Source organism: Kitasatospora sp. NPDC002522 (assembly GCF_053595195.1).
In genome coordinates, this window is record NZ_JBSFXE010000035.1 from 54843 (window position 1) to 80581 (window position 25739).

The following is a 25739-nucleotide window of genomic DNA, read 5'->3' on the forward strand; positions in this document are numbered from 1 at the left end:
CTCACCCAAACTCAAGTGGGAGCGCTCCCAAGCCTCTTGACGCGACCATGCGCTGTCTGGCTTCATAAGGGCTGCCCTCACCTCACACCATGGGAGCGCTCCCCAAAGCTACTCGGATGACCGTCTCGTACCACCCCACCCCCACCGGACGCCCCCACCCGCGTCCAGAGAGGAACGAGACCCATGCGCCTCCAGCTGCGCCGGCGCCTGTCGCGCCGGCTGGCGAGCTGTGCGGCGGCCCTCGCCGCCGCGCTCGCCGTCGTCGCCGTCCCCCCGGCGGCCCTCTCCACGAGCGCCACCGCCGCCACCACCGCGTCCACTGCCAACGCCGCCGCCTCCGCCGCCGGGGCCGGGTACTGGCACACCAGCGGTCGACAGATCCTCGACGAGGCGGGCCAGCCGGTCCGGATCGCCGGGATCAACTGGTTCGGCTTCGAGACCGGCAACTACGTGGCCCACGGCCTGTGGAGCCGCGACTACAAGTCGATGATCGACCAGATGAAGACGCTGGGCTACAACACGATCCGGCTGCCGTACAGCGACGACATCTTCAAGGGCACCACCCCGGCCAGCCTGAACACCGCGAACGGGATGAACGCCGACCTGGTCGGACTGGACTCGCTCGGCGTGATGGACAAGCTCGTCAACTACGCCGGAAGCATCGGCATGAAGGTGATCCTGGACCGCCACCGCCCGGACTCTGGCGGGCAGTCGGCGCTCTGGTACACCTCCGCGGTGCCGGAGTCGACCTGGCTGGCCAACCTCAAGTCGATCGCCACCCGGTACAACGGCAACCCGGCCGTGGTCGGCATCGACCTGCACAACGAGCCGCACGACCCGGCCTGTTGGGGCTGCGGCGACACCACGGTGGACTGGCGGCTGGCGGCCCAGCGCGGCGGTGAGGCGGTGCTCGCCGCCAACCCGAAGCTGCTGATCTTCGTCGAGGGCGTGCAGACCTTCAACGGCAGCTCGTACTGGTGGGGCGGCAACCTGCAGGGAGCGGGCCAGTACCCGGTCCAACTGAGCGTCCCCAACCGGGTGGTGTACTCGGCGCACGACTACGCCACCAGCGTCGCGCAGCAGACCTGGTTCTCCGACCCGAGCTTCCCGGCCAACATGCCCGGCATCTGGGACAAGAACTGGGGCTACCTGTTCAACCAGAACCTCGCCCCGGTCTGGGTGGGCGAGTTCGGCACCACCCTGCAGTCCGCAGTCGACCAGACCTGGCTGAAGGCGATCGTGCAGTACCTGCGCCCGACGGCCACCAGCGGAGCGGACTCCTTCCAGTGGACGTTCTGGTCGTGGAACCCCAACTCCGGTGACACCGGCGGCATCCTGAACGACGACTGGACCACCGTCAACACCGTCAAGGACGGCTACCTGGCCTCGATCAAGGCGCCCGGCTTCGGCGGCTCCACCGGCGGCGGCGACACCCAGGCCCCCACCGTCCCCGCCGGGTTGACCGTCACGGGCACCACCGCGAGCAGCGTGTCGCTGTCCTGGACGGCGGCCACCGACAACACCGCGGTCACCGGCTACGACGTGTACCGGTCGGGCACCAAGGTGGCCACCGCCACCGGCACCTCCTACACCGACACCGGATTGAGCGCCGCCACCGCCTACACCTACACCGTCCGGGCCAGGGACGCGGCGGGCAACGTCTCGGCGGCCTCGGCCTCGGTCACCGCGACGACCTCGGCGAGCGGCGGCAGTTCGGGCTGCTCGGCGACGATCAGCCTGAACGACTGGGGTTCGGGCCTGACCGCCACGGTCACCGTCACCAACACCGGCACCCGGCCGACCACCGGCTGGCAGGTCGCCTGGACCTGGCCCACCACCCTTCAGGTGACCGGAAGTTGGAACACCACCCTGACCCGGTCGGGCCAGACCCTGACCGCGGCCAGCCTCCCCTACAACGGCGCTCTGGCCGTCGGCGCCGCCACCACCTTCGGCGTCCAGGCCTCCCGCACCGACTCGACCGCCGTGGCCACCGCCACCGCCACCTGCACCGCCACCTCCTGACACATCGTCAGGCGTGACCTCCCCCGTCGGATGTCGCCTCGCCGCCGCAGACCCTTTGGTCTGCGGCGGCAAGCCGCTCCCTTCGATCCACCGAGCCCCGGAGCGTCACCCCCGGCGCGCCTCCAGGAACCCGGTCGTCTCGGGGCCGGAGCGCGGCGGCAGCGGGCGGCCGCGCTGGGCGGCCACGTCGACGAGTGCGGTGAACTCCGTGGTCCAGCCGTGCGAGTCGAGCCAGTCGCCGGTGCCCGGGCCGAGGCCGCCACGCCACAGTTCGGTGATGTGGGCGAGCTCCGGCTCGTGCGGGGTGCCGGTGACGTCACGGCCGCGCTCCAGCAGCAGTCGGCTTCCGGGTGCCGACAACCGGCCGACCGAGCCCAGCAGTTCGGCCGCCTCGGCGGCGTCCAGGTAGACCAGCAGGCCCTCCGCCAGCCACGCCGTGGGCTGCTCCGGGTCGAACCCGGCCGCGAGCAGCCGGTCCGGCCAGCCGGGATCGACCAGGTCCACGGCCAGCGCCGTCCGTTCGCAGGTCGCCTTGGCGCCCTGCTGGTCCAGCACCCGGTCCTTGAACGCCAACACCGCCGGCAGGTCCAGCTCGTACATCCGGGTGCCGTCCGGCCAGGCCAGGCGGAAGGCGCGGGTGTCCAGTCCGGCGGCGAGCAGCACCACCTGACGGGCGCCCGAGGCGAGCAGCCGGTCGTCGTAGTAGCAGGTACGCAGGATGCCCTGCGCAACCAGCCGGCGGGCCAACGGGGTCGTCGGTCCGGTGCTGTCCATCGGCACGCCGGAGGCCGCGACGAAGGCCAGGGCGTACGGGTCACGGAACAGCGGCTCGGGCCGGGAGCTCTCGTAGGCGCGGACCCGCGCCACCGCCAGCGCGGTACGCGAGACCGGGCTCAGTCCGTCCGCACCCGACTCCACCGCACCCGACTCCACCGCACCCGATCCGGCCGCTCCACCCCGCGTCCCGCCGGCAGCGCCGCCGGCAGCACCGTCGGACTCTCCTGCGTCGTCATGTGTCGTCATGCCCGCCAAAGTACATCGCCACCGATGCATCTGTGAAGATGTATCCTGCGCGGCATGGACGGCGTGCGACTGCTCAGACTCGGAAAGCGGCTGACCGACCTCGGCAAGGAGCTGGTCACCGACCCTGCGGCGGCGACTCTCACCCCGGGCGAGATCGCGGTGGTCGCGGACGTCTACCGCCATCCGGGCACCTCGGTCCAGGACATCCGGGCCCGCACGGGCTTCGCCCAGAGCCACGTCTCCACCTCCGTCGCGCGGCTGCGCGAACGCGGACTGCTGGACGCCGCGCCCGACCCGTCCGACGGGCGCCGCACCCTGCTGAGCACCTCCGAGCTGGCCCGCACCCACATCCGCACCCGCGCCGCCGGCCCGGCCGAACCCGTGATCGCCAGGGCCGTCCCCGACCCCGCACAAGCCCGCCGCGTCACCGAACTCCTCGAGGAGCTGGCCGCCCTCCTGCTCCCCGGGCAGGCCTGAACACCGGATCCGGCACGCCCGCCGCACCCCACCGCCGCACCCCGCCGACGGGCCCGGACAGGCCAACCCTCGCACGTCGGACGCGCAGCTGACGGACCGTTCGGTGACCATGGACGGGTACCGCCGCACCCCTGCGCACCGGAGGCACCGATGATCCAGCCCGCCGACATCCGCGAGTGGCGCTCCCACGACGTGATCGACCAGGGCGGCAAGAAGATCGGCAGCCTGGAGAACGTCTACGTGGACACCGCCACCGACCAGCCCTCCTTCGTCACCGTCACCGTCGGCTTCCCGGGCCGCCGCCGCCTGGTCTTCGTCCCGGTCGCCGACGCGGTGGTCGGGCCGGGCTACGTCCGGGTCCCGTTCGCCAAGGCCGACGTGCGCAGCGCCCCGTCGATCGACACCGACGGCGTGCTGCCCGCCGAGCAGGAGCCGGAGGTGTTCGCGCACTACGGCCTCGAGTACGTCGCGGGGGACGCCGGGGAGCGTCGACTGGCCCGCCGCTGACCTGCATTTCCTTGACTCTTCACCGGATCTGCACGCCTTCATCGGGCATGGGATCGGAACGGGCGGGTAACCGGGGACGGACCGACCGGAGACGAGGAAAGGACTGGAATGGCGTTGCCCACAGATGAACTCCTCCTATCCGTAGCCACCGAATCCGGGTCCGCCAGAACGGCGCTCCCGCGCCCGACGCACCGTGCGCACCGCGCACCACGCGCGCCCGCCGACGCCCGCCAGCTGACCCGGGTGCTGCTGGCCCGGCTCGCCGAGCTGGAGCCCGACACCCCGGAGCACGACTACGTCCGGCGGACGCTGATCGAGCTCAACCTGACCTGGTCCGCTTCGCGCTGCGGCGCTTCGGCACCAGCGGCGAGCCGTACGACGACCTCATGCAGGTCGGCTCGGTCGGCCTGATCAAGGCGATAGACCGGTTCGACCCGGCGTACGGGGTGGAGTTCACGACGTACGCGATTCCCACCATCGTCGGCGAGATCCGCCGGCACTTCCGGGACACCACCTGGTCGGTGCACGTGCCGCGCCGGCTCCAGGAGCTGCGGCTGGAGCTGGCGAAGGCGCAGGACGCGCTGTCCCAGGCGCTGGACCGCGACCCGACCGCCGCCGAGCTGGCCGAGCACCTGGAACTGCCCACCGAGCAGGTGGTGGAGGGCCTGGCCGCCGCCAACGCGCACACCGCCGGGTCGCTGGACCTCACCGGGTCGGGCGAGCCGGACGGCACGAACCCGCTGGCCGAGCGCCTCGGTCGCACCGACGGGCGGCTCACGCTGGTCGAGAACCTGGTGGACCTGAAGCCGCTGATCGACCAACTCCCGGACCGGGACCGGCTGATCCTCTCGCTGCGGTTCACCGAGGACCTGACCCAGTCGCAGATCGGCGAGCGCCTGGGCCTGTCCCAGATGCACGTCTCGCGGCTGCTCAACCGCACGCTGCGCCGACTGCGCGAGGGCCTCACCGCGGACTGACGAGCTGTCAGTTCCGGCCGCTCCGGGGACGGTTGCGCCGACGGCGGCGCAGCAGCGTCCGGCGCTCCTCCTCGGTGCGGCCGCCCCACACCCCGTAGCGTTCGCGGGCGGCCAGCGCGTGGCGCAGGCACTGCTCGCGGACGGGGCAGCGGGCGCACACCGCCTTGGCGGCGCGGTCACGGTCCTGGTGGGCCTGGCCGCGTTCGCCGGCGGGGTGGAAGAACAGGCCGGAGTCGGCGGTCCGGCAGGCGCCCTGCAGCTGCCACTCCCACTCCTCCTCGATCGCCCCGGGCAGTCGGGAGAGCACGGTCATCGGTCGCTCCTTCCCTGGTACCAGCGGTTCCGCCTGCTCGTCTAACCGCGATCCGGCCGCTGATGCACGCGGGACGCCGGGGGTTCAGGAGGAGCGGGCCACCCGGTACCGCAGGTGGGTGACGGTGGGCGAGGCGATCACCTCGACCGGTTCCAGCGCCGCCGTCACCCCGTCCAGCAGCCGCTCGCCCGCGCCGAGGGTGACCGGCACCAGGTGCAGGACCAGCTCGTCCAGCAGCCCGGCCTTCAGGTACTGGCGGACGGTGGCTGCGCCGCCCGCGATCTCCACGTCCTGCTCGCCGGCCGCCGTTCGGGCCCGTTCCATGGCCGCGTCGATGCCGTCGGTGACGAACTCGAAGCTGGTCCCGCCGGCCATCGGCAGCGTCGCCCGCGGGTGGTGGGTGAGCACGAACACCGGTGCGTGGTACGGCGGTTCAGGTCCCCACCAGCCGGTCCAGGTCTCGTCCCAGGCACCACGCCCGGGGCCGAACATGTGGCGGCCCATGATGTGCGCGCCGGTGTTGGCGTGCAGCGCGGCGAGCAGGTGCGCGTCGTGCTCCCGCCCGGGCTGCTCGCTCTCGGCCATCCACGCGGTGAGCGCCTCCGCTCCGGTACCGAAGGGGTGCTCCAGATCCTGCCCCGGCCCGGCGGTGTAGCCGTCCAGCGAGATGGCGAGGTTGGCGGTCACGAGTCCCACGACGGCTCCTGTCGTCCCGGCGGCGGTCCACTCGCGATGCTAGGGCCTGTCTTCACACTCCCATCTGCCCCACGCCGCCCGGCACGCACTCTCGCCGCACCGGGCGAAAGCCCAAGTACACCCAGTACGAGGGCTTCCGCCCGGCACGCCGAGAGCACGCACCAGACGACGCGGGGCTGCGACGGCAGTGTGAAGACAGGCCCTAGGCACCCGGGGCACCGATCACCGGGATCCACGAGCGTCCACCGTCCGCACGCTCGGCTGGCGCCCCCGACCGAGCCGGGGCACGGTGGGTGCAGGGGGTAACGCACCGCCGCGAGAGGAGTCGCCATGTCATCGAAGCGCCGCCGGAAGAAGAAGGCACGCGCCAGGCGCGGAGCCAACCACGGACGCCGCCCCCAGTGCTGAACCCCGCAGCGGCCGCCACCGGACCCAGCCCCGGTAGGCGGCCGCTTCGGCTTCCCCGAGCAGCCCCCGCCGTACGCACACCCCCCGGCAACCCGGCCCCGCCACCCTCCCCGTCAGCCGCCCGCGATCCGCTTCCCCGCCTCGCCGGCCGACCCCTCGCCCGCGACCCCCTCGCCCTTGGCCGTCGTCGCCACGTGGCCCACCGACCCCTCGCCCGCGACCCCCTCGCCCGTGGCCGTCGCCGCCGCGTCGCCCGCCGTCCCCCCACCCGCCGCGGCGCCCTCACGGTTCGCCGCCCGGGCCTCGGCCGCCGCGCGGATCGGTGACAGCCCGCAGGCCCACACCATCACCGCACCGAGCAGCCTGGCCACCGGCCGGTCCCACAACCGCCGTACCACCCACGGACGTTCGATGCCGAGCTCGCGCCGCGCCCACCCGGGCAGCAGTCCGATCGCCGCATTGGTGAGCACCCGCACTGCGGTCCGCTCGCGCCTGCTGCGCCCGAAGCCTCGCAGCAGTCGCACCACCTCCAGCGCCGGCCCGGTCACGCCCAACTCGCCGCGCACCACGGCGAAGTACGCGCCGACCTCGGCACGTGAGCGCGGCACCCCGGTGGCCCCGAGACGCTCGCCGATCCGCGCCACCTCCGCGAAGTACCGGTCACACTCGGCATCGCTCAACCTACTTCTCCCCGCGAAGACCTGATAGCCCGTCAGGAAGCAGGCCACCTCCGCGGTGTGCACCCACCGCAGCAGCTCCGGGTCGTCCGCGCGGTACGTCCGACCGTCCTCCGTCTCCCCGCGCACGAAGACGTGGATCCGGCGCACCGCCGCCACGGCCTCGTCGGCGGCCGCGGTCGAGCCGAGCGTGGTGGTGGCGACGAACCGGGCGGTGCGGTGCAGGCGGCCGGTCGGGTCGGTGCGGAAGTCGGAGTGGTCGGCGACCGCGCGCATCGCCACCGGGTGGAGCGACTGCAGCATCAGCGCGGCGAATCCGCCGACCAGCATCCCGGCGGGGTGTCCGTGCACCTGCCACACCACGCTCCGCGGCCCGAACAGGCCCGGGTCGCCGGCCGGGCGGTCGTACCGCTCCAGGTGCAGATCCGCCCCGTGGACGGTGGAGTTGATCTCCCGCAGAATCCTGACCCGCAGCGCCTCCACCGGTCCCCGCCACACCCGCAACGCCATCACGGCACCTCCTCGCCCCTGTCTGCCACCCTATGCCCGGCCCTGCCCGAAACCCACCCGCGCAGCGAGCCGCGGCGAAAAACCCGGCTGACAGCGCCGCCCGGGCCCGCTAGGCTCCCCGGCGATGACTAGCCATGGAATGGAGGTCTCGTCCGCCCGAAGTGATGCCTGATGCACACTTCCAGCGCGAACGGGACTGCCCGTATCAGCTTCTGGCCCCGCGTACGCGAGTTCGCCGTACCCCCGGCCATGATCGAGAACGCCACCGCCCGCCGTGAGCTCGGCGACTGGGGCGGAGCGTGCGCCGCCGCCGGGTTCGACCCCGAGGTCGACCTGCGCGCCGTCGCCCGGACGCACGGACGGGAGACCGTCCGGCAGATCCGCTCGGACCTGCGACACCTCGCTCCGGACCTGCTGCGCTGGCACCTGCCACGGGTCGCCCCGGACGGGCTGCTGCGCCCCGGCCTGACGCTCACCCTGGCCCGCTACCCGGCCGCCGGTCCCGGCCCGCTCCACCTGGTCGCGCGCACGGCGCCGGCCTGGGCGGAGGGCGGCCAGCGCGTCGAGCTGGCGCTCTGGGACGGCACCCTCACCGACCCGGCGGCCAGGCGGCACCCGCATCCGCACCCGGACCGGCGGTTCCGCCTCGACCTGCACCGCCATCTCTGGGACGCCCGCCGGTACGCCGAACTCGGCCTCAGATCAGGGACGTTGACGGCACCGCTGGAACGGTGGGCGGCCGAGGCGGCGCTGCTGCGCACCGCGGACGGGCTGCCACCGGACACCCCTGTCGCGGTCCGTCTCTCCCACCGCCGACACCTGCTGCTCTCGGCCGACGGCGCCACCGGCCCGCTCGCCTCGACGGTGGGCCATCCCCTCCTCCCGGACGCCGCGACCCGGCTGCCGCCGGACGTGGCGCTGCTCCGCGCCGGCCGGGTCGACCCCGACCGGCTGCACCCGCTGGTCGCGGCCGCCCTGGCCCCGGGCTACCGCCCGCCGGAGCCCGTCCGGAGCGAGGCGGACGCGCCGCTGCTGATCGACTGCCGCGGCGCCCGGCACCGGATCGCCGTGGTCGACGGCGTGCTCACCGCGCTGGACCACGACCCGGTCCAACTCCGGCGCGAGGAACTGCTGATGGCGCTCTCCGGGACCCCGGTGCCGTGCCTCCAGGCGATCGACCGGGCGCACCGCAGACCCGAGGACCTGGACGCCATCCGCCTCCGCCTCGACCACGGCGACCGGGTCGGCGCCCTGACCGCCGTGCACCGGCTGCTCGGCGCCGCCGGGCCGTCCCGCGAGGGCCCGCTGGCCGACGCGCTCGCCGCGGACACCCTGCGCCGCATCGACCACGGCCTCTACCGCGCGGGCCTGAGCTGCTCCACCCCGGCGCCGAGCGCTCCGGACACCCGGCCCAACCGCCGTCTCACCCGGCCGGGCAGCCGAGACCGCCACCGCGCGCGCCACGCCATGCCCCTCCGCTGACCCCGGGGCACCCGGCGCGCCGACCCATCTCCCCCGCCCCCCTCTCTCCCACGGTGATCACCCATGCCTGCGAACATGCCTGTGACCATGCCTGCGAAGGTGCCTGCGAACATGCCCGTGAACAACCAACTCGCCCTCGCTGACGACCTGTTGGCCCTCCTCCAGGCCACCACCACCGAACCGCGCCAGGACCGGCAGCTCGAAGCGCTCACCCTCGCCGTCGCCGCCGACCTCCCGGTCCTGCTCTGGGGGGAGCCAGGCGTGGGCAAGACCTCCGCGCTCACCCAGCTGGCCGCCGAACTCGACCTGCCGCTCACCACGGTGATCGCCAGCGTCCACGAGCCCAGCGACTTCTCCGGCCTGCCGCTGCTCGGCGACGACCCGGCCGTGCAGGGCGTGCCGATGGCGCCGCCGGACTGGGCCGTGCGGCTGGCCCGGCAGGGGCGCGGTCTGCTGTTCCTCGACGAGCTCTCCACCGCGCCGCCGGCCGTTCAGGCGGCGCTGCTCCGGTTGGTCCTGGAGCGTCGCGTCGGCGCCCTGCAACTCCCGCCCGGCGTACGGATCGTGGCGGCGGCCAACCCGCGGGCCTCGGCGGCGGACGGCTGGGAGCTGAGCGCGCCGCTGGCCAACCGCTTCGTCCACCTCGACTGGGTGCACGACGCGGACGTGGTGGTGCGCGGCCTGGGCGGCGTGTGGCCGCGGGCCGAGCTCCCGGCGTTGGAGCCCGAACGGCTGCCTGCGGCGGTGGAGTTCGCGCGCCGGGCGGTGACCGGTCTGCTGACGGTCCGGCCGGAGCTGGTGCACCGGCTGCCGTCGAACGAGGCGCGGCGCGGCAGGGCCTGGCCGTCGCCCCGCAGTTGGGAGATGACGGTGCGGCTGCTGGCCTTCGGCTCGGCGGCCGGGGCCGACCGCGAGGTGCTGTCGCTGCTGGTGCGGGGCACCGTCGGGGACGGCCCGGGGCTCGAACTGCTGGCCACCATCGACCGGTTGGACCTGCCCGATCCGGAGCTGCTGCTCGCCGACCCGTCCGCCGCCGAGCTGCCGCAGCGCGGCGACCTGCGGCAGGCCGCCCTGGACGCGGTGGTCGCGGCGGTGCGCCGCCGGCCCGACCGGGAGCGCTGGGACGCCGCCTGGGCGCTGCTGGTCCGGGCGTTGGCGGACGGCGCGCCGGACCTGCTGGTGGTGCCGGCCACGACGCTGGCCTCGCTGCGGCAGGCCGACTGGGAAGTCCCGTCGTCGATCGAGGAGTTGGCCGGTGCGGTGGCCCTGTCGGGTCGCGCGGACCGCTCGGTCGCCCGCACCACGGCCGCGGCGGGTGCGCGATGACGGCGCTGGACGTGGACAAGTTGTACGCGGCCCGGCTGCACGCCGCCCGGGCCCGCCCGTACCTGGCGACGGCGCTGTTCGCACTGCACGTGGTGGAGTCCGACCGGGTGCCGACCATGGCGGTGGACCGGCACTGGCGCTGCTACGTGTCGCCGGCGTTCGTCGCGGATCTGCCGGAGGAGGAGCTGGCCTCGGTCTGGGTGCACGAGGTCTCGCACCTGCTGCGCGACCACGCGGCCCGCGGCGACCGGGTGATGCGCACCCGTGGTCTGACCGGCCGTCGGGAGCGGCTGCGGGTGAACATCGCGGCGGACTGCGAGATCAACGACGACGCGTTCGGCGACGGTCTGGTCCACCCGTCCGGCGCGGTCACCCCGGAGCGGCTCAAGCTGCCGGCGGACCACCTGATGGAGGACTACCTGCGCTGGTTCTCCCTCGGCCCCGACCTGGACGACCTGGTGTGGCTGGAGTGCGGCAGCGGCGCGGACGGCCTGGAGCGCTCCTGGGAGCTGGGCCCGGACGGCGCGCACGGTCTGCGCGCACACGAGCGCGACCTGGTCCGCTTCCGGGTCGCCGAGGGCATCGGCGGCCGGCCGGGCGACGCCCCGGAGGGCTGGCGCCGCTGGGCCGAGCAGGTCTTCCACCCGCCGCAGCCCTGGCGGGAGTTGCTCGGCGCGGCCGTACGCTCGGCGGCCGCGTCGGCGGGGGCCGGCGGCGACTACACGTACGGACGCCCGGCCCGCCGCGCGGCGGGCCTGCCCGGCGTGGTGCTGCCCGCGTTGCGCCGCCGTCCGCCCCGGGTCGCGGTGGTGGTCGACACGTCCGGCTCGGTCAGCGACGCGGAGCTGGGCGCCGCGCTGTTGGAGATCGCGGCGATCGGCCGCGCGGTCGGCGGACGCCGCGACCTGGTCACCGTCGTCTCCTGCGACGCCGCCGCCCCAATCCGTCCAACGCCTCTGCCACACCGAACAGTTGCCCCTCCTCGGCGGCGGCGGCACCGACCTGCGCACCGGATTCACCGCCGCCCTCCGCACCCGCCCCGACGTCATCGTCGCCCTCACCGACGGCCAGACCCCCTGGCCCACCCACCGGCCTCCATGCCGCACCGTCATCGGCCTCTTCCCCCGCCCCCGCCCCCACCCCGCCGAAGACGACGCCCTCCCCCCGCCCTGGGCCCACACCGTCACCCTCGGCTAGCAGCCAGCAATGTTGATTCAACACTAGTTAACATGTGCGAACGCAAGGAAACATCCCCAGCTCTCACCGCACGCCAGCACCGAGACAGCCCGGCCGGCGACGCGCGCACACAGTGGACGTCGCCCAGCCATGCGCGCGGCGGGTGCGGATTCGCCAGCTTCACCAGCGTGGATGGCCGAGTCCACCTGGAGTCTCGTGGGCGATGGAGCGGTCCGCGATCGACAACCACGCAGCGAGGCTTCCTGCATGGCACCCCTGTCGCAAGCCTTGACAGGCTCGCGCTCGACCTCGGAGACTCTCCCTCAACCGCACGTTTGATCAAACATGAATCAACGTCAACCGCACACGGCAGACCGGACGCCGCCGCCACCCCGCCGCCGGCGCACTCCCACCCAGTCGGTCCGCCATGCCACCGGTCCCGATCGCCGCCGCCCTTGCGCCGCCGCCCTTGCGCCGCCACCCCGGCACGGCCCCGGACCAGATCGCCCCCACCCACCCCATGCCCGGCGAACGGAGCCATCGCCATGACCCTGCCCCCCTTGCCCCTGGGCCGCAGAAACCTGCTCGGCGCGGCCGCGCTGACCGCCGGCGCGGTGATGCTGCCCGGCGGCCTCGCCCCGTCCAGGGCCTCGGCCGCCGTGCCACCACAGGTCACCCTGCCGCAGCGCGGCATCTACGACACCACCCCCGCAGGGGCGTGGACCGACGGCTTCCTCACCGGCAACGGGGAGTACGGCGCAGTGCTGCACGGAGCGCCGACGCTGGAGAAGATGATCGTCAACCACCACCGGTTCGTGCTGCCCAACGGCACCCGGGACGTCGATCCGCCGCGAATCTCCCCCCAGCTCGCGCAGGCCCAGAGCATGGCCCTGGCCGGCGACTACGGCGGTGCGGCGACCACCTTCGCCTCGGACTGGACCCTGCGGTGGACCCAGACCTTCCACCCCGGCTACGAACTGCAGCTCGCCACCCCGGGCATGACCACCACCGACAACTACGCCCGGATCACCGACTTCCGCACCGGCGAGGTCACCCACACCTGGACCGACAGCGCCGGGACGTGGAAGCGCCACGCCTTCACCTCCCGGGCCGACCAGGTCATCGTCCACGAGCTGCTCCCGGCAACCGGCCGCACCGTCGACACCACGCTCAGCGTCAACACCGCCCTCGACGGGGTGCCCGCCGGCGTCGCCTACACCACGACCGCCACCGCGAGCGGCCGGGAGGGCTACCTCGACCTGCGCGGCACCTACCCCGCCGGTCTGGGGGCCTACGGCTACGAAGGCGTCACCCGGGTGGTGGCCACCGGGACCAGGGCCACGGTCACCGCGACCGGATCCACGCTGGTCGTCGCCAAGGCCACCAAGGTGCTGCTGCTCACCAAGCTGGGCCGCTACGACCTGGCCGGCGGCTGGAACGCCAAGCCGCTGCAGACGGCGCTCGCCGCGCTGAGCGCCGACTACACCACCCTCCTGGGCCGTCACACCCCGCTGCACCAGGCGATGTTCGACGGCTCCAGCCTCGACCTCAACGTGTCCGCGGCGGACCGCCGGCTCTCCACCGGCGAACTGACCACACGTCAGAACGCCAACCGGTCGGTCGTCGACCTCGCCCTGCTGGAGCGGATGTACGACTCGGGGCGCTACCTGTTCGTCAGTTCCAGCGGCGTGCTCCCCCCGCGCCTGACCGGCATCTGGTCCGGTTCCTGGACGGGCGCCTGGGCGGACGACATCACCACCGACGCCAACGTCAACCTCCAGGTCGCCGGCGGCAACATCCTCAGCCACGGCACCGCCATGCAGGGCTACTTCGACCTGGTCCTCGGGCAGCTCGCCGACTGGCGCGACAACGCCGCCAAGATCTACGGGGCCCGCGGTTTCCTCGCCCCCACCCGCACCGACGGCGAGCGCGGCCACATGCTGCACTTCAACAACGGCGACTTCCCCGGCGAGTGCTGGACCGGTGGCGCGGACTGGCTGCTGTTCCCGCTCCTGGAGTACTACCAGGTCACCGGCGACGCCGCCTTCCTGCGCGACAAGCTCGGCCCGGCCCTGATGGAACTCGCCCTGTTCTACGAGGACTTCCTGACCCGCACCGACGGCAACGGGAAGCGGATCTTCGTCCCGTCCTTCTCGATGGAGAACTCCCCCTCCTCCACCGGGCAGATGCTGTCCGTCAACGCCACCGGCGACATCATGGCCGGTCGGCACGCCCTCCAGGCCGCCATCGACGCCGCCAACACGCTGAACACCGAACAGGGCAGCGGGCAGGGCGTCGCCCGCTGGAGCGCACTGCTGGCCCAGCTGCCCGACTACACCGTCAACGGCGACGGCGCGCTCGCCGAGTGGTCCTGGCCCGGCCTCACCGACCGCTACAACCACCGCCACGTCCACCACCTGTACGGCGCCTGGCCGTTGCACGAGATCAACCCGGAGGACCGGCCCGACCTGGTCCGCACCGCCGGCCGCGCCCTGGACCTGCGCGGCGACGAGAACTACTCGGCACACGGCAGCCTGCACCGGGCGCTGGCCAGGGCCCGGCTCAAGGACGGCGCCGGCGTCTACGACAACATCAGGAAGATCCTCGGCAGCAACATGGTGTGGCGCTCGCTGATGACCTCCCACAACCCCGAACTGACCACCTACAACTGCGACGCCGCGAACACCCTCCCCGCCGTTCTCGCCGAGTCCCTCCTCTACACCCGCCCGGGTGTCGTGGAGCTCCTGCCGGCCCTGCCCGACCAGCTCGTCAAGGGAACCATCAAGGGCGTGCTGGGCCGCGGCCGCACCCGGATCGAAAGCCTCACCTGGGACACCGCGGCCCGCACCGCCACCGTCGTCCTCACCTCCGACGTCACCCAGGTCGTCACCTTCATCTGCCGCCGCGGGATCACCTCGATCTCCACCACCGCGACCGTCGCCCCCTCCCCGCTCGGTGCCCATGCCCGGAAGGTGACCCTGACCGCCGGCACCCGCATTACGATCACCGTCGGCACGCTCGCCGGCACCTACCGCCTGGTCAACCGCAACAGCGGCAAGGTCCTGGACGTCTCGGGCACCGCGACGTGGGACGGCGCCCCGGTCATCCAGTGGCCCCGTACCGGCGGCACCAACCAGCTGTGGCGGCTCCTGCCCGGCTACGACGGCTCGTTCCGCCTCTCGAACGTCAACAGCGGAAAGGTCCTCGACGACCCCGGCGCCTCCACCACCCCGGCCCAGCCGCTGGACCAGTGGACCGACACCCACAGCCCCAACCAGTGGTGGAACCTGGTCCCCGCCTCGACCGCGGGCTCCTACAAGCTGGCCAACATCTCCAGCGGCCTCTACCTCGACGTGGCCGACTCCTCCACCTCCGACGGCGCCCAGGCCGTACAACAGCCCGCCGGCGGCGCGACCAGCCAGGAATGGCAGCTCGAAACCGTCTGACCCGACCGCCCCGGCCCGCCCTGCCCCCCCCCAGGGCGGGCCGCGTCCGCAGTCTTTGCCGAACGGTCGACCAATCGCCCTTCCCGTTCAGGTAGTTTCCAAGGCATCCCTTGATCCTGCGACGCGGGCCCGTTCGGCTGGACCGACCGGGTCCGGGAGGAGGCGTGCGCCATGACCGTGGTCAACCTGCCGGAGACGGCGACCGGACTTCCGGAAGCGTGGAGTTCACTGCCACTCGGCCGAGTGGGCGCGGCCTGCGTGAAGGTCCTGCGCATGGACGAGATGCCGCTGGCGGAGGAGAGCCACGCCGCCGCCGAGGCACTCCTGGTGCTCGACGGCCGACTCGAGCTGGTGGTGGACGGCGCTCCGGTGCCGGTGCAGGCAGGAGAACTGTTCATCGTCCCGGCGGGCACCACGCACGCGGTCGGCCCGGGCAGCCGGGGCACCCTGGTGATCGTGGAACTCCCGGAGGAATGACGGCGGCACCATGCGCCCCGCCCGGCCGACCCGCCGTCAGGAACCCGCCGCCGCGCGGTCGGAGTCGCTGCGCAGCACACAGAACTCGTTGCCCTCGGGATCGGCGAGGACCACCCAGCCCGAGCCGTCGGGGTTCCGGCGGTCGGCGACCAGGGAGGCGCCGATGTTCAGTAGTCGGTCCACTTCCCGGTCGCGCGAGGTCTCCGGGCGCAGGCAGACGTGGACCCGGTTCTTCACCGTCTTGGGCTCGGGCACCTGGTTGAAGTACAGCACCGGGCCCTCCGCCAGCAGCACCTGCGTCTCCGGGTCACCCGGCCTGGCGTCCGGATCCACCGGACGGCCGGTCACCTCGGCCCAGAACCGGGCCAGTTCGTAGGCGTCCGCACAGTCGATCGCCACGTTCTGCAGTACCAAGACCATGCGCGCGAGTCTTCCCGATCCCCACCGCGAACGCCACCGAGCCGCGCAGCTCACGGAATCCCCCGCCGCCGCGTGCTCACCCCACCCGGAACCGCACCGTCTCCCCGGGCCGCAGCTGCGCCGCCGTCCCCAGGTCCTCCCGCCACACCACCGCGATCACGGGGTACCCGCCGGTCACCGGATGGTCGGCCAGGAACAGGATCGGCTGCCCGGACGGCGGCACCTGGAGCGCTCCGCCGACCATTCCCTCCGAGGGCAACTCCCCGGCCCGGGCGCGTGCCAGCACCGGTCCGGCCAGCCGCATGCCGACCCGGTCGCTCTCCGCACTTACAACGTAAGGCTGCGACACGAGCGCCGCGAAGGCGTCCGCGGTGAACCAGTCGTCCCGCGGCCCGGGGACGATCCGCAGCACGGGCTCCGCCGGACGGGACCGCTGCGGCGCCTCGTCGACCAGCGGCCAGCCGGTCACCGCCGCGCCGAGCGGCAGGCGCTGACCGACCGTCAGGCGCGCCGGTCCGAGCCCGGCGATGGTGTCGGTGGCCCGCGACCCGAGCACCGGCGGCACGTCGATGCCGCCGCGCACCGCCACGTACACCCGCAGTCCGGCACTCGGCACACCCAGCCGCAGCCGCTGCCCGGCACCGACCGCCACGGGACCGGACATCGCCACCGCCCGCTCGCCCACCCACGCGGGACATGCGGCGCCGGTCAGCGCGACGGTCGCCGCCCGTCCGAACTCCAGCTCCACGCCGCCCATCGGCGCCTCGATCCCGGCCGCGCCCTCCGCGTTCCCGACCAACCGGTTGGCCAGCCGCAGCGCGTCCCGGTCGGCGGCGCCGGAACGTCCGACACCCAGCGCGGCCAACCCGTCCCGCCCCAGGTCCTGCACGGTCGCCCCGTACCCGGCCCGCACCACCAGCACCTCACCGGCCATCGACACCGCTCACCCCCGCACGCCCCTCACCACAGCCCGTCCCGCGACACCCCAGCCCACCGCACCACACCTCGCCGCGCCCCATCTCTCCGCACCCCACCTCATCGCACCCCACCTCATCGCAGCTCGACGAACCGGACGCCGACGCCCGGCCGCAACCGGCTCGGCGGATCCGCGTGCACGTCCCACAGGACCAGCTCGGTGGAGCCCAACAGCCGCCATCCGCCCGGTGATTCACGCGGGTAGACGCCGGTGAACTCGTCCGCGACGGCCACCGACCCGGCGGGCACCCGGGTGCGCGGCTCGGCGCGTCGCGGCACCCTCAGCACGGGGTCGATGCCGGTCAGATACGCGAAACCGGGCGCGAAGCCACAGAAGGCCACCCGGTACCGGGCGGCGGTGTGCCGGGCGACCACCTCACCCACCGTCAGCCCGGTCAGCTCGGCGACCTCCGCGAGGTCCGGCCCGTCGTAGCGCACGGGGACCACCACCGTCTCCCCGACCGTCCCGGCCTCGGCGGCGTCCGCCACCGGCAGCGTCTCGATGGCCCGCCGGACCCGCTCCCAGCCGCCCGCCGCCGGGTCGAAGCGCACCAGCACCGTCCGCGCCGCCGGGACCAACTCCACCAGCCCGGGCGGCGGGGCGACCCGCAGCGCGGCGTGCAACCGCTCCACCTCCGGGAGATCGGCCACCTCCACCAGCACGGCATCGCTCCCGCACCGCAGCACTCGCACCACGCCGCCCCAATCCGCGCCGCACTCCCTGACGCACCGTCAGCCGGTTGCTCCCGCCGCCCTCCACGCTACCAATCGTCCTACATTCCGACATCCCTCCGCGCGGACATTCCCTTCGTCATTCACTCCTCCGCCGCGCTGCGGCATCATGACGGGACGAGGCTGCCCGCCCACCCTTCGACGGCCTCGTGACCGCCATCGCCACTGCCCGGGGGAGCACCACGATGACCGCTCACATACCGTCCGCCGCACCGGAGTTCGGCGCGGCTCGCGCCACCGCGCGACCGACCAGCCTGACCGAGTGGAGCGTGCGCGAGCTGCGCACGCTGCTGGCCGAAGGGGCCTACCCGCCGGGGTCGAGGCTGTCCGAGGAGGAGCTCTGCACCCGGCTCCAGGTCTCCCGGAACACGCTGCGCGAGGCGCTGCGCATCCTCACCCACGAACGGCTGCTCATCCACGAGCACAACCGCGGCGTGTACGTCCGCCGGCCGTCCGCCGAGGAGCTGGCCGACCTGTACCGGGTGCGGCGCCTGATCGAGCCGTCCGCGATCCGCGAGTTCGACGGGACGCCGTCCCGGCTGAACCGGGTCGTCGCGGCGGTGGCCGAAGGGGAGGCCGCACGCGGAGCCGACGGGCGGGCACTGGGCACCGCCAACGTCCACTTCCACCTGGCGGTCACGGCCCTCGCGGGCAGCGCCCGGGCGGACGAGCTGGTGCTGCGGGTGCTGACCGAACTGCGGCTGGTCTTCCACGTGATGCCCGACCTGGACGACTTCCACCGGCGCTTCCTGGTCCGCAACCGGGAGATCCTCGCACTGCTCGAACGCGGCCCGCAGGCCAAGCCGGACGCCGCCGAGGCGCTCACCCGCTACCTGCACGACGCGGAGGCCGAACTGCTCTCCCGCTACCGTTCCCTCCCCTGACACACCGCCAAGCACACCCACAGCCGACGCCCAGATCCACACGCTCCGTTGCCTCAACACCCCCGGCCTGCACGCTCCGTTGCCTCAACACCCCCGGCGTGCAGCGGCAGTGCCCACCGCCGACAGGCATCGCGGTGCCCGCGACCCCCGCCCGCTCGGTACGCGGGGGCCACGGGCTCCGCACGCGGGCGAGGGGCCCACGCTCCCCCGACCCGCCCCCCGGCCTCGGGCACGTCCTTCGGATCACGCCGCGCGGCCACCGCAGGGGCACGCACCCCACCGACGCCCACCGATCCGACGTGGTCCGAAGGACTCGCCCTAGACCGGAGTCGCCCCGGTCAGTCCCGGCTCGGTCGTCCGCCGTTCGCGGCCACGCCGCAGCAGACGGCGGCGCCGCGGCTGGTCGGGGAGCCAGCCGAAGGCGAGGCTGCTGCCGACCAGGCCGAGCAGCAGGCCGATGAAGAACCCGCCCAGGTTGGAGGTGATCCAGCTGCCGAGGGTGGCCAGCACGGCGAGCAGCGAGTAGAAGACCCGCTGTACAGGGTGGAAGATCAGCAGCAGGCCGCAGAGCAGGATGAGCGCCGGCACGGCGTAGCCGGCCAGTCCGCGCAGGCCGATCCGCAGCACCATGTGCATCGGCGCCCATTCGGTGAGCAGGATCTCCACGCCGGCGAGGGTGACCAGCAGGCCGCCCCAGAACGGCCGTCTGCCCATCCAGCCCCGCAGACCCCGGGGCGGGGCCGGCGGTGGGGTCTCCTGCGTGGCGGCCGGGCGCTCCTCGGGGTCAGCAGCCATCGGCGCTGAAGCTGAGGTGCATGTTGGGCAGGCGGAAGGTGCCGGCGGTGGTGGCGTAGTTCTGCTGGCGGAAGTGGTCGACCGCGACGGTGTCGCCCTGCTGGCCGAACATGCCGGGCGGGCCCGGGACTTCACCCTTGTCGAAGGTGGAGGCGTCGCGGCCGACCTCCAGGCCGTGGAACTCGGCGTCGCCGCTCATCAGGTCGGAGTCGGTGGTGAGGTTCTCGGCGTGGACGGGGGTGCCCCTGTCGCCCGCGGTGATCAGCAGGTTGATGCCGCCGAGGTTGACGCTCTGACAGAGGTTGGTGAGGTCGGCGGTCTTGACGACGGTCCGGACCAGGAACAGCTGCCCGCCGGTGTCGCCGGCGTTGGGGCTGTTCTCGATCATGTTGTCGAGGGTGCCGAACTGTTCGAAGCCCTTGCCGTCCAGCCGGTCGGCGGTGACCTCGAAGGCCATGCCGGAGATGGAGAACTGGGTGGCCAGGACGTTCTGCGCGGTGAGGGTCACCAGTGCGCCGGCCGCGACGCAGGCCGGTATCGCCATCAGGGCGGCGCGGCGCAGCCGCACCCGGCCGCGCCCGGTGGGGGCGGGTGCGGCCGGTGTGGTGGGTGTGGGCTGTTCTGCGGGGTTGGCCATGGTGCAGCTCCAGGGGGTGGGTGGGGATCTGCGGCTCGGCGGCCCGAGGTTCTGGCGTGAACGGTGGTCGCCAACCTGCGCGCCTGGCAGGGCAGTTGACGATCTTTCTCATAACAGCCGAGCAGATTGGAAGTTACCCCGGGGTACAGGGGCGGTCAATACTTCGCGCACCATTCCAACACATCTGACATACAGTCAACTTCTGTGACTAAATTGGCAGTTGGCCATATCTCCGACACCACTACCACTCATCCGCGTGCCAACTTCCGCCGGCCCGCTTGACGCTGCCTCCGGGCCGGGCCTAGAACCTTGACAGGTCCCCGGTCGTCGCGGCGCCGTCTCGGTGCGCGCTCCCCGGGGCCTTTCCGCCGCCTTGCGGGCGGCTGTTTCTCAGGGCGGAGACGTCTCCGGTCTCCCGGTTCGGTGGACCAGCCGGTCCCGACGCGCGGTGGCAGTCGTCGTGCGGACCCGGCCTGCTCGCTCGTGGCGTCGAGCGATCCGCTCACCCCCTGACGCACCGCTCGGCACGCTCCCGTCCCCCTTGCTGTGAGGAGCCCCTTCGCCATGCGCTCAGCCACCCGGTTCCGCCGCACCGCGCACGACCGCCAGGGACGCTCGACCACCGGCTCCCGCCAGCGAGTTCTGCCCGCTCTGGCCGCCCTGACCACCGCCGCGCTGCTCGCCGCCGGCACCCCCGCCCACGCGGCCGCGCAACCCCGGACGCCGGGCGCACCGTACACCGGCATGGGCAACTGCCCGCTCGACGCGCCGGCCATGCGCAACCCGGAGAACCTCCAGGTGGGCTGCCTGGTGTCGGTCACCAACGCCGGCCGGTTCACCATCGGCGGCACCGCGGTGCCCTTCGACGCGCCGATCAGGCTGCAGTTCGGCTTCTACTGGGACAAGTCCGCTCCGCAGGTGGACTTTCCGGACGGCAGCACCGCGAACCGGTACACCGTCGTCCCGCCGACCGGCGCGCCGCTGCTCAGCGCACCGCTGGTGCAGATCACCATCCCCGGGCTGGTGAACTTCCTGCCGGGCCTGACCAGCGTCTTCGCCCAGGTCGAACTGGCGGGCCAGGTCACGGACTTCACCCCGCTGGCCACCGGCGAGCCGTATCCGGTGTTCCGCCTGCCGATCAAACTCCACCTCTACAACGCGCTGTTCGGCCCGCACTGCTACGTCGGCTCGGACAGCTCCCCGCTGCTCCTCTCCCCCACCACCGGAGCCACCACGCCGCCCGCTCCGGTGCCGCCGATGACCGGCGACCCCGGCACCCTCGACTACACCGCCGACCCCAACGGCCATGGCGCGCTGACCATTTCGGAGACCGCCGCGAGCCTGGTCGACAACGCCTTCGCGGTTCCCGGCGCGAACGGCTGCGGTCTGCTCGGCTCACTCAACCAGATCATCGACTGGACCATGGGCCTGCCCGCCGGCCCCGGCAAGGACGCGGTGAGCTTCCAGCAGACCAACGCCTCCTTCGCGCTGGACACCGACCTCGCCGACCTCACCGCCGCCCTGGACGCCAGCGCCGCCCACTGACCCGGCCCCACCCGGCCCCACCCGGCCCGGCCCGCACCGCGCCACGCACCGAGCCGCCCCGCGCCCCGCCCCCACCGGCGCCCCGCCCCCACCGGCACCCCGCCCCGCGTCGCTTCGCTTCGCCTCGACGCGCGGCCGGGTGCCCCACCGACCCCGTGCCCGTCACCGCCCGCCGGGCGGGCGGGCCCGGCCTCCGCACCCGCGGAACCCGCCCGGACACCCGTGCCCGGGCCGCCCCCACCCACCGGATGCCCCACCCACCGGAAGGAACCACTCGTGCGCAAGCCCCTGTACCTCGGCGCCGCCCTGGCCGCCGCCGCGTTCGTCGCCCTGCCCGCCGTGCCCGCGTCCGCAGCCACCCCGGTGCTGACCACCAGCTCCAGCACCGCCGTCGCGGTCGGCGACTCGCTCGCCGCCAACCTGGTCAGCGGCACCCAGGCGACCATGTACAACCCCGGCACCACCACCGGCGTCAAGTGCGCCGCCTCCAGCATCTCCGGGACCGTCACCAGCAACCCCACCGCCCCCGGCACCGCGTCCGGTTCGGTCTCCAGCCTCACCTTCGGCAGCTGCACCGCCAACGTGATCGGCGTCATCAGCGTGAAGAGCCTGACGATGAACAACCTGCCCTACACGCTCAGCATCTCCGACGCCGCCGGCCTGCCGGTCACCCTCAGCCCCACCGCGGCGGGCCCGATCAAGGCCACCGCCGTCCTCAACACCCTTGCGGGAACGGCCACCTGCACCTTCCAGGCGGCGGCAAACCTGAACGGCAACGCCTCCAACACCGCGCAGAACATCACCCTGACCAACCAGACCCTCACCAAGGTCGCCGGCCCGAGCATCTGCTTCGCCAGCGTCAACTTCTCGGCCGCGTACGGCCCGGTCGCCGACACCTCACAGGCCGGCAGCCCGGCGGTCGTCGTCAACTGACGCCCACCCCGCCCCGATCGGGCGCCGCGCCGGCCCACCCGCCGGCGCGGCGCTCCCGGCCGCCCGTCAACAGTCCCGATGGATCGTCAGTTCTACTTCTCGGACCGCTCACCGGCCGAGGTGGTCCGCGCCCGGACGTGCACCCGCTCGCCCTGCGGACCGAACAGGCTCAGGAACTCCACCGGCGTCGACCCGGCGTTCTCGAACACGTGCGGCGTCCGGGTGTCGAACTCCGCCGCCTCGCCGGCCTTCAGCACCACGTCGTACTCCCCGAGCCGCAGCCGCAGCTGCCCGGCCAGCACGTAGAGCCACTCGTAGCCCTCGTGGGTGCGCTGCTCCCGCTTCTCCGTCTCACCCGGCGGGACGATCAGCTTGTACGCCTGCATTCCGCCCATGCTTCGCGCCAGCGGCAGGTAGGTCCACCCGTGCCGGACGAACGGGCGCAGCCGCACCCGCGGGTCGCCCGTCGGCGGGGCGTCGACCAGTTCGTCCAGCGCCACGCCGTGCGCCCGGGCCAGCGGCAGCAGCAGTTCCAGGGTCGGCCGGCGCTGTCCGGCCTCCAGCCGGGACAGCGTGCTGACCGAGATCCCGGTCTCCTCGCTCAGCTGCGCCAGGGTCGTCCCGCGACTCGTGCGGATCGCCCGCAGCCGCGGTCCGACGGCCGTCAGCACCGCCTCGAAGTCGTCCTCGCCGCCCATCCGCGACACTCCTCTCCGCTCATCCGCCACCCCCTTCCATTTGCCATCCCAGCAACATTGTTTGTCAATCCGGCGAAGGCGTCGCACCATCGAACCATGACCTCCTCGCACAGCCACTCCCCCGCCACCCGCCACTACGACGTGCTGGTCGTGGGCGGCGGCCCGGCCGGCCTGAGCGGCGCCCTCACGCTGGCCCGCGCCCGCCGCACCGTCCTCGTCGTCGACTCCGGGCAGCCGCGCAACGCCCCGGCCGAGGGCATCCACGGCCTGCTGGGCCGCGAGGGCATGCCGCCCGCCGAGCTGCTGTCCCGCGGTCGCGCCGAGGTCGCCTCCTACGGCGGCGAGTTCCACGACGGCGAGGTCCGCTCGATCAGCCGCCGCCCCGACGGCGGGTTCCGGGCCGAACTCGCCGACGGGACCGCCGTACTGGCCCGGCGGCTGCTGCTGACCACCGGCATCACCGACGGGCTGCCCGAGGTCCCCGGCGTCGCCGAGCGCTTCGGCCGGCAGATCGTGCACTGCCCGTACTGCCACGGCTGGGAGGTCCGCGACCGACGGATCGCGGTGCTCGCCACCCACACCCCGGTCGCCGTCCACCAGGCGCTGCTGTGGCGGCAGTGGACCGACGACGTCACCCTGCTGCTGCACACCGCGGCGCCGCCCACCGAGGCGCAGTCCCGCGAACTGGCCGCCCGCAACGTCACCGTGGTCACGGGCACCGTCGCCGCCCTGCTCCCGGAGGACGACTCCGACGCCCTGACCGGCGTCCGGTTGGCCGACGGCTCGACCGTCGGGTGCGAGACGCTCGCGGTCGGCACCGAGCTGGCCGTGCGGGCCCCGTTCCTCGCCGACCTCGGCCTGGAGACGAGTGAACTCGCTTTCGACGGCGTGAAGTTCGCCACCCGCCTGGCCACCGTCGACCCGATGGGCCGCACCGCGGCGGAGGGCGTCTGGGCGGCCGGCAACCTCACCGACCCGGCCGCGCAGGTCGCGGTCGCCGCCGCAGACGGGCTGCGCGCCGCGGCGGCGATCAACGCCGACCTGGTCGCCGAGGAGACCCGCCGCGCGGTGGAGGCGGTCGACTTCTGGGACAACCGGTACGGCGAGAGCGAGCAGATCTGGAGTGGCCGCCCGAACGGCGCGCTGGTCCACGAGGCCACCGACCTCAAGCCGGGCCACGCGCTGGACCTGGGCTGCGGCGAGGGCGGCGACGCGATCTGGCTGGCCCGGCAGGGCTGGCAGGTCACCGCGGTCGACATCTCCCAGGTCGCGCTCGACCGGGCCGCCGCCCGGGCCGCCGCCGAGGGCGTCGCCGACCGGATCACCTGGCAGCGCGTCGACCTCTCGCACGCCTTCCCCGCGGGGCGCTTCGACCTGGTCTCCGCGCAGTTCCTGCACTCCCCCGCCGAGTTCCCGCGCGAGCGGGTGCTGCGCCGCGCCGCGGACGCGGTCGCCCCCGACGGCACCCTGCTGATCGTCAGCCACGCCGCCTTCCCCGCCGGCCACAAGCACGCGGACATGCACTTCCCCACCCCGGAGGAGATGCTCGCCGAGCTGCACCTCGCGCCCGACGGCTGGACGGTCGTCCGCGCCGAGGAGCACGCCCGCCACGACCTGCCCGGCCACCCGGTGGACGACCCGGACGCCCGCCCGCACCACGACTCCACCCTCCGCCTGCACCGCCGGGCCTGACCCGCCGTCACTCCCGCGGGGCCGCCGGAACCCTCCGGCGGCCCCGCCGATTTTGTCCATCCGCTGGACCAATGCCCGCGCGCCCTAGGATCACCGCGTGCCCGATCTCCGCAAGACGCTCGCCAACCACGAGGACGCCATCCTGCGCCGACTGCCGATCGCCCTCCGCGTCGCCGCAGTCCTGCTCCTGCCCTGGATCGTCGACCTCGGCCTCAACGTCAAGGGCCACTTCGGCGCCCGCAACCTCTCCAACTCCTGGATCTGGCTGGACGTCCTGGAGGCCTCCGCACTCGTGCTGCTCGCCGCGCTGATCCGCCGCCGCCACCGCGCCACCAGCCCGATCGCCTCCGCCACCGCCGTCCTGCTCGCCATGGACGCCTTCTTCGACCTCTGGTCGGCCCACCGCGGCGAGGCCTTCCGCACCGCCGAGGCCCTCGCCTACCTGGCCGAACTCCCCAGCGCCGCGCTGCTCGCCGTGCTCTCCTGGTACTCCCTGCGCTGGGCCGCCGAGCTCCGCCCCACCCCGATCGCCTGACACTCAGTTCCCTCCACGGCGACACTGAGTCCCCTCTCACTTCCCGAGGGAGTGGATCTGTGGCACGGAGTGTGGTCTAGTGGGGGTACTCAGTTCCCTCCGGCGTGAAAGGACGAGGTGCCGTGAGCTTGAGGATCGTTGTCTGTGTGAAGTACGTGCCCGATGCGACCGGTGACCGTCGCTTCGCGGACGATGCCACCACCGATCGGGAGGGTGTGGACGGCCTTCTGTCGGAGCTGGACGAGTACGGCGTCGAGCAGGCCCTGCGGATCGCGGAGGCGAACGAGGGCGCCGAGGTGACGGTGCTGACGGTGGGTCCGGACGATGCGAAGGACGCGCTGCGCAAGGCGCTGTCGATGGGTGCGGACAAGGCGGT

The 25739-nt window shown here is 73.3% G+C and carries 23 protein-coding genes and 2 pseudogenes; 15 read left to right on the plus strand and 10 right to left on the minus strand.

What is annotated here, in order from left to right:
* The first annotated feature begins 183 nt into the window (after positions 1-183).
* Entirely contained in the window at positions 184-2022 is a 1839-nt protein-coding gene (locus ACWD4U_RS26270; protein WP_363459388.1) for a cellulase family glycosylhydrolase, read from the plus strand.
* Between the two features lie 105 nt (positions 2023-2127).
* On the opposite strand, the gene ACWD4U_RS26275 is transcribed toward ACWD4U_RS26270, so the two are convergent.
* The gene (locus tag ACWD4U_RS26275) at positions 2128-2940 is read right to left on the minus strand and encodes an SAM-dependent methyltransferase (protein WP_363459386.1); all 813 of its coding nucleotides are present in this window, start codon (positions 2938-2940) and stop codon (positions 2128-2130) included.
* Positions 2941-3099: 159 nt separating this feature from the next.
* On the opposite strand from ACWD4U_RS26275, the gene ACWD4U_RS26280 reads away from it, so the two are divergent.
* The 3 genes and pseudogenes from ACWD4U_RS26280 to ACWD4U_RS26290 all read left to right on the plus strand — a co-directional run bounded on the left by ACWD4U_RS26280 (position 3100) and on the right by ACWD4U_RS26290 (position 5006).
* Positions 3100-3522, plus strand: a complete 423-nt coding sequence (locus ACWD4U_RS26280; protein WP_363459384.1) for a MarR family transcriptional regulator — start codon at positions 3100-3102, stop codon at positions 3520-3522.
* Positions 3523-3672: 150 nt separating this feature from the next.
* Positions 3673-4029 (plus strand): PRC-barrel domain-containing protein, encoded by a 357-nt coding sequence (locus tag ACWD4U_RS26285; protein ID WP_363459383.1) that lies wholly within the window; start codon positions 3673-3675, stop codon positions 4027-4029.
* Between the two features lie 108 nt (positions 4030-4137).
* Positions 4138-5006: pseudogene (locus ACWD4U_RS26290) on the plus strand (SigB/SigF/SigG family RNA polymerase sigma factor).
* Between the two features lie 7 nt (positions 5007-5013).
* On the opposite strand, the gene ACWD4U_RS26295 reads toward ACWD4U_RS26290, so the two are convergent.
* The 3 genes from ACWD4U_RS26295 to ACWD4U_RS26305 form a co-directional block, all read right to left on the minus strand.
* Complete coding sequence (locus ACWD4U_RS26295; protein WP_363459382.1) at positions 5014-5319, minus strand: WhiB family transcriptional regulator; 306 nt, start codon at positions 5317-5319, stop codon at positions 5014-5016.
* 84 nt (positions 5320-5403) lie between these two features.
* Positions 5404-6015, minus strand: coding sequence for a dihydrofolate reductase family protein (locus ACWD4U_RS26300; protein ID WP_363459380.1), 612 nt, complete (start codon positions 6013-6015; stop codon positions 5404-5406).
* 521 nt (positions 6016-6536) lie between these two features.
* The gene (locus ACWD4U_RS26305; RefSeq protein ID WP_363459378.1) at positions 6537-7610 is read right to left on the minus strand and encodes an oxygenase MpaB family protein; all 1074 of its coding nucleotides are present in this window, start codon (positions 7608-7610) and stop codon (positions 6537-6539) included.
* A 171-nt stretch (positions 7611-7781) separates the two neighbouring features.
* Here ACWD4U_RS26305 and ACWD4U_RS26310 point away from each other — a divergent pair, with 171 nt between their 5' ends.
* The 5 genes and pseudogenes from ACWD4U_RS26310 (at position 7782) to ACWD4U_RS26330 (ending at position 15517) form a co-directional block, all read left to right on the plus strand.
* Complete coding sequence (locus ACWD4U_RS26310) at positions 7782-9092, plus strand: hypothetical protein (RefSeq protein WP_363459377.1); 1311 nt, start codon at positions 7782-7784, stop codon at positions 9090-9092.
* Between the two features lie 111 nt (positions 9093-9203).
* Positions 9204-10418: an AAA family ATPase gene (locus tag ACWD4U_RS26315; RefSeq protein ID WP_363459375.1), complete on the plus strand. Its 1215-nt coding sequence runs from the start codon at positions 9204-9206 to the stop codon at positions 10416-10418.
* Positions 10415-11615: pseudogene (locus ACWD4U_RS26320) on the plus strand (vWA domain-containing protein). Before ACWD4U_RS26315 ends, ACWD4U_RS26320 begins: the two are co-directional and overlap by 4 nt.
* Positions 11616-12139: 524 nt before the next feature.
* Positions 12140-15040 (plus strand): glycosyl hydrolase family 95 catalytic domain-containing protein, encoded by a 2901-nt coding sequence (locus ACWD4U_RS26325; RefSeq protein ID WP_363459374.1) that lies wholly within the window; start codon positions 12140-12142, stop codon positions 15038-15040.
* A gap of 171 nt (positions 15041-15211) precedes the next feature.
* Positions 15212-15517, plus strand: a complete 306-nt coding sequence (locus ACWD4U_RS26330) for a cupin domain-containing protein (RefSeq protein WP_363459372.1) — start codon at positions 15212-15214, stop codon at positions 15515-15517.
* Between the two features lie 36 nt (positions 15518-15553).
* Here the strand turns inward: ACWD4U_RS26330 and ACWD4U_RS26335 are convergent, their stop codons facing one another.
* From ACWD4U_RS26335 to ACWD4U_RS26345, 3 genes are all read right to left on the minus strand, one after another.
* A complete protein-coding gene (locus ACWD4U_RS26335; protein ID WP_363459370.1) occupies positions 15554-15937 on the minus strand; it encodes a VOC family protein in 384 nt (127 codons plus the stop codon).
* A gap of 76 nt (positions 15938-16013) precedes the next feature.
* Positions 16014-16871 carry a 5-oxoprolinase subunit C family protein gene (locus ACWD4U_RS26340; protein WP_363459368.1) on the minus strand — a complete coding sequence of 286 codons (858 nt, stop codon included), beginning with the start codon at positions 16869-16871 and terminating at the stop codon, positions 16014-16016.
* A gap of 116 nt (positions 16872-16987) precedes the next feature.
* Complete coding sequence (locus tag ACWD4U_RS26345; RefSeq protein ID WP_449787323.1) at positions 16988-17605, minus strand: 5-oxoprolinase subunit B family protein; 618 nt, start codon at positions 17603-17605, stop codon at positions 16988-16990.
* Positions 17606-17829: 224 nt separating this feature from the next.
* Here ACWD4U_RS26345 and ACWD4U_RS26350 point away from each other — a divergent pair, with 224 nt between their 5' ends.
* Positions 17830-18528, plus strand: a complete 699-nt coding sequence (locus ACWD4U_RS26350) for a GntR family transcriptional regulator (protein WP_363459367.1) — start codon at positions 17830-17832, stop codon at positions 18526-18528.
* A gap of 318 nt (positions 18529-18846) precedes the next feature.
* Here the strand turns inward: ACWD4U_RS26350 and ACWD4U_RS26355 are convergent, their stop codons facing one another.
* Both ACWD4U_RS26355 and ACWD4U_RS26360 read right to left on the minus strand, forming a co-directional pair.
* Entirely contained in the window at positions 18847-19323 is a 477-nt protein-coding gene (locus ACWD4U_RS26355) for a DUF6114 domain-containing protein (protein WP_449787321.1), read from the minus strand.
* Positions 19313-19960, minus strand: a complete 648-nt coding sequence (locus ACWD4U_RS26360; protein WP_363459365.1) for a DUF6230 family protein — start codon at positions 19958-19960, stop codon at positions 19313-19315. Before ACWD4U_RS26360 ends, ACWD4U_RS26355 begins: the two co-directional genes overlap by 11 nt.
* A gap of 564 nt (positions 19961-20524) precedes the next feature.
* Between ACWD4U_RS26360 and ACWD4U_RS26365 the strand changes: the two genes are divergently transcribed.
* Together ACWD4U_RS26365 and ACWD4U_RS26370 are read left to right on the plus strand one after the other, a co-directional pair.
* Positions 20525-21505: a hypothetical protein gene (locus ACWD4U_RS26365; protein ID WP_363459364.1), complete on the plus strand. Its 981-nt coding sequence runs from the start codon at positions 20525-20527 to the stop codon at positions 21503-21505.
* A gap of 276 nt (positions 21506-21781) precedes the next feature.
* Positions 21782-22438 (plus strand): Tat pathway signal sequence domain protein, encoded by a 657-nt coding sequence (locus ACWD4U_RS26370; RefSeq protein WP_363459362.1) that lies wholly within the window; start codon positions 21782-21784, stop codon positions 22436-22438.
* Positions 22439-22530: 92 nt separating this feature from the next.
* Here the strand turns inward: ACWD4U_RS26370 and ACWD4U_RS26375 are convergent, their stop codons facing one another.
* Positions 22531-23136, minus strand: a complete 606-nt coding sequence (locus tag ACWD4U_RS26375) for a helix-turn-helix domain-containing protein (protein ID WP_363459361.1) — start codon at positions 23134-23136, stop codon at positions 22531-22533.
* A gap of 96 nt (positions 23137-23232) precedes the next feature.
* On the opposite strand from ACWD4U_RS26375, the gene ACWD4U_RS26380 reads away from it, so the two are divergent.
* From ACWD4U_RS26380 to ACWD4U_RS26390, 3 genes are all read left to right on the plus strand, one after another.
* Positions 23233-24828, plus strand: coding sequence for an FAD-dependent oxidoreductase (locus ACWD4U_RS26380; RefSeq protein ID WP_363459360.1), 1596 nt, complete (start codon positions 23233-23235; stop codon positions 24826-24828).
* 97 nt (positions 24829-24925) lie between these two features.
* On the plus strand, positions 24926-25363 hold the full coding sequence (locus ACWD4U_RS26385; protein WP_363459358.1) for a hypothetical protein: 438 nt from the start codon (positions 24926-24928) through the stop codon (positions 25361-25363).
* Between the two features lie 122 nt (positions 25364-25485).
* Positions 25486-25739 (plus strand): electron transfer flavoprotein subunit beta/FixA family protein (locus ACWD4U_RS26390; protein WP_449787322.1); only part of this gene is annotated, 254 nt, incomplete at its 3' end.

Bases quoted from the DNA above. Each gene is read 5' to 3' on its own strand.
- ACWD4U_RS26270 (WP_363459388.1), top strand. From the start codon at position 184: ATGCGCCTCCAGCTGCGCCGGCGCCTGTCGCGCCGGCTGGCGAGCTGT.
- ACWD4U_RS26280 (WP_363459384.1), top strand. From the start codon at position 3,100: ATGGACGGCGTGCGACTGCTCAGACTCGGAAAGCGGCTGACCGACCTC.
- ACWD4U_RS26285 (WP_363459383.1), top strand. From the start codon at position 3,673: ATGATCCAGCCCGCCGACATCCGCGAGTGGCGCTCCCACGACGTGATC.
- ACWD4U_RS26295 (WP_363459382.1), bottom strand. From the start codon at position 5,319: ATGACCGTGCTCTCCCGACTGCCCGGGGCGATCGAGGAGGAGTGGGAG.
- ACWD4U_RS26305 (WP_363459378.1), bottom strand. From the start codon at position 7,610: ATGGCGTTGCGGGTGTGGCGGGGACCGGTGGAGGCGCTGCGGGTCAGG.
- ACWD4U_RS26310 (WP_363459377.1), top strand. From the start codon at position 7,782: ATGCACACTTCCAGCGCGAACGGGACTGCCCGTATCAGCTTCTGGCCC.
- ACWD4U_RS26315 (WP_363459375.1), top strand. From the start codon at position 9,204: ATGCCCGTGAACAACCAACTCGCCCTCGCTGACGACCTGTTGGCCCTC.
- ACWD4U_RS26325 (WP_363459374.1), top strand. From the start codon at position 12,140: ATGACCCTGCCCCCCTTGCCCCTGGGCCGCAGAAACCTGCTCGGCGCG.
- ACWD4U_RS26330 (WP_363459372.1), top strand. From the start codon at position 15,212: ATGACCGTGGTCAACCTGCCGGAGACGGCGACCGGACTTCCGGAAGCG.
- ACWD4U_RS26335 (WP_363459370.1), bottom strand. From the start codon at position 15,937: ATGGTCTTGGTACTGCAGAACGTGGCGATCGACTGTGCGGACGCCTAC.
- ACWD4U_RS26340 (WP_363459368.1), bottom strand. From the start codon at position 16,871: ATGGCCGGTGAGGTGCTGGTGGTGCGGGCCGGGTACGGGGCGACCGTG.
- ACWD4U_RS26350 (WP_363459367.1), top strand. From the start codon at position 17,830: ATGACCGCTCACATACCGTCCGCCGCACCGGAGTTCGGCGCGGCTCGC.
- ACWD4U_RS26355 (WP_449787321.1), bottom strand. From the start codon at position 19,323: ATGGCTGCTGACCCCGAGGAGCGCCCGGCCGCCACGCAGGAGACCCCA.
- ACWD4U_RS26360 (WP_363459365.1), bottom strand. From the start codon at position 19,960: ATGGCCAACCCCGCAGAACAGCCCACACCCACCACACCGGCCGCACCC.
- ACWD4U_RS26365 (WP_363459364.1), top strand. From the start codon at position 20,525: ATGCGCTCAGCCACCCGGTTCCGCCGCACCGCGCACGACCGCCAGGGA.
- ACWD4U_RS26375 (WP_363459361.1), bottom strand. From the start codon at position 23,136: ATGGGCGGCGAGGACGACTTCGAGGCGGTGCTGACGGCCGTCGGACCG.
- ACWD4U_RS26380 (WP_363459360.1), top strand. From the start codon at position 23,233: ATGACCTCCTCGCACAGCCACTCCCCCGCCACCCGCCACTACGACGTG.